Raw genomic sequence first — 1,382 nt, 5'->3', positions numbered from 1 at the left:
CTGACCCAAGCTCTGTCAGCGGCGAAACCTCGGCAGAGTTGCTGCAGCAGATCAAACCGAAGATGGATTCGTTGGTTCTGCCACAAGGCTATTCGCTGGAGTGGGGCGGGGACTATGAGAGTACCAAGAATGCGCAGTCTGGGCTGTTGTTGAGCTTGCCGGTGGCCTTTGTCATCATGTTTATCATCACGGTGTTGATGTTCAGCTCGTTAAAAAATGCGGTCGCCATTTGGTTGACCGTACCGCTGGCGATGATTGGGGTGACGTTTGGTTTTCTGCTCACTGGGATCCCGTTTGGCTTTATGGCGTTGATTGGCTTGCTCAGTTTGAGCGGGATGCTGATCCGTAACGGGATTGTGCTGGTGGAAGAGATTGGCTTACAGCGCAAAGAAAAACCGTTTAAAGAGGCGGTGATTTATGCCGCCGCGTCGCGGATGCGGCCTATCTTGCTGACCGCATTTACCACGGTACTGGGGTTAATCCCGCTGTTAAGTGATGCGTTTTTCCAGAGCATGGCGGTGGTGATCATGTTCGGTCTTGGCTTTGCCACGGTACTGACGTTGCTGATTCTGCCGGTGATTTACAGCTGCTTTAACAAGCCCGATCCGGTAACAGGGCACTGAGTTCGCCGAGTAATAACGCGATACTGATATCTGAATGAATAAGGCCGGCGCTGTGCAAACACGCCGGCCTTGTTTTTTACGGTGAGATAACCAGCGAGCTATCGAGTGACATGATTTAGCGATGTAATTTGTTGTCTCGTTATCGTGCTTTAGTGTTAATCGCGCCTTTTACAAGGTAATGATGGCGCGGGTGGCTTTGTTCGACAGCAGTAGCATTGAGAGCAATACCGAAGACACAAAGGTAGTCAGTAACACCGCGATTTTTATCGCAATCGAGTCGATAACAATTTGCGATGAGAACAGGGCGAAAATCGAATAGTGCAGGATATACACACCGGTCATCGATTTACTGGTTTTGGTTAATAGAGTTTTAATCACATTACCATGGATGTAATTGCTAAATTTATTTGACGCAATGATTACGCTGATAACTAGAGTATAGATTGGTGAGCCAATCAAGAAAAAAGAGTTATTATCGCGCTCAAACAGTGGATAGAGATACGTCCGTTCAAATAACCAGCTTAGGGCATAAATAATGGGTAATGCGACAATAATAATGTTGATGTTACGTTTTCGGGTGACGACATTATAGATCTCGGGGTCACTGAGTAGCTGTCCGGTCAAATAAAATAACAGCCAGTTCCATATGCGATATTGCGGCTCAATGCGCAGATTGAGGCCAAAGTGTCCGACCGAGAAAATGAAATCGTACAAAAAGGAAAAGACAAACAGTACAGCCACCAGCGCAATAAAATAACG

General features: G+C 46.9%; 1 protein-coding gene and 1 pseudogene. One reads left to right on the top strand and one right to left on the bottom strand.

The features are described from left to right. A partial coding sequence (locus tag ACRC27_RS00475) for an efflux RND transporter permease subunit (protein ID WP_438638824.1) occupies window positions 1-623 on the top strand: 623 nt, incomplete at its 5' end. Window positions 624-791: 168 nt separating this feature from the next. Here ACRC27_RS00475 and ACRC27_RS00470 read toward each other — a convergent pair. After that, window positions 792-1,382: pseudogene (locus ACRC27_RS00470) on the bottom strand (acyltransferase); the annotation flags it as partial.

It is taken from the genome of Plesiomonas sp., assembly GCF_051650925.1.
In the GTDB taxonomy this organism is placed as follows: domain Bacteria; phylum Pseudomonadota; class Gammaproteobacteria; order Enterobacterales; family CAMTGL01; genus Plesiomonas.
Note: the sequence above shows the minus strand (reverse complement) of the source record. Positions and strands in the feature narration are given on the sequence as shown.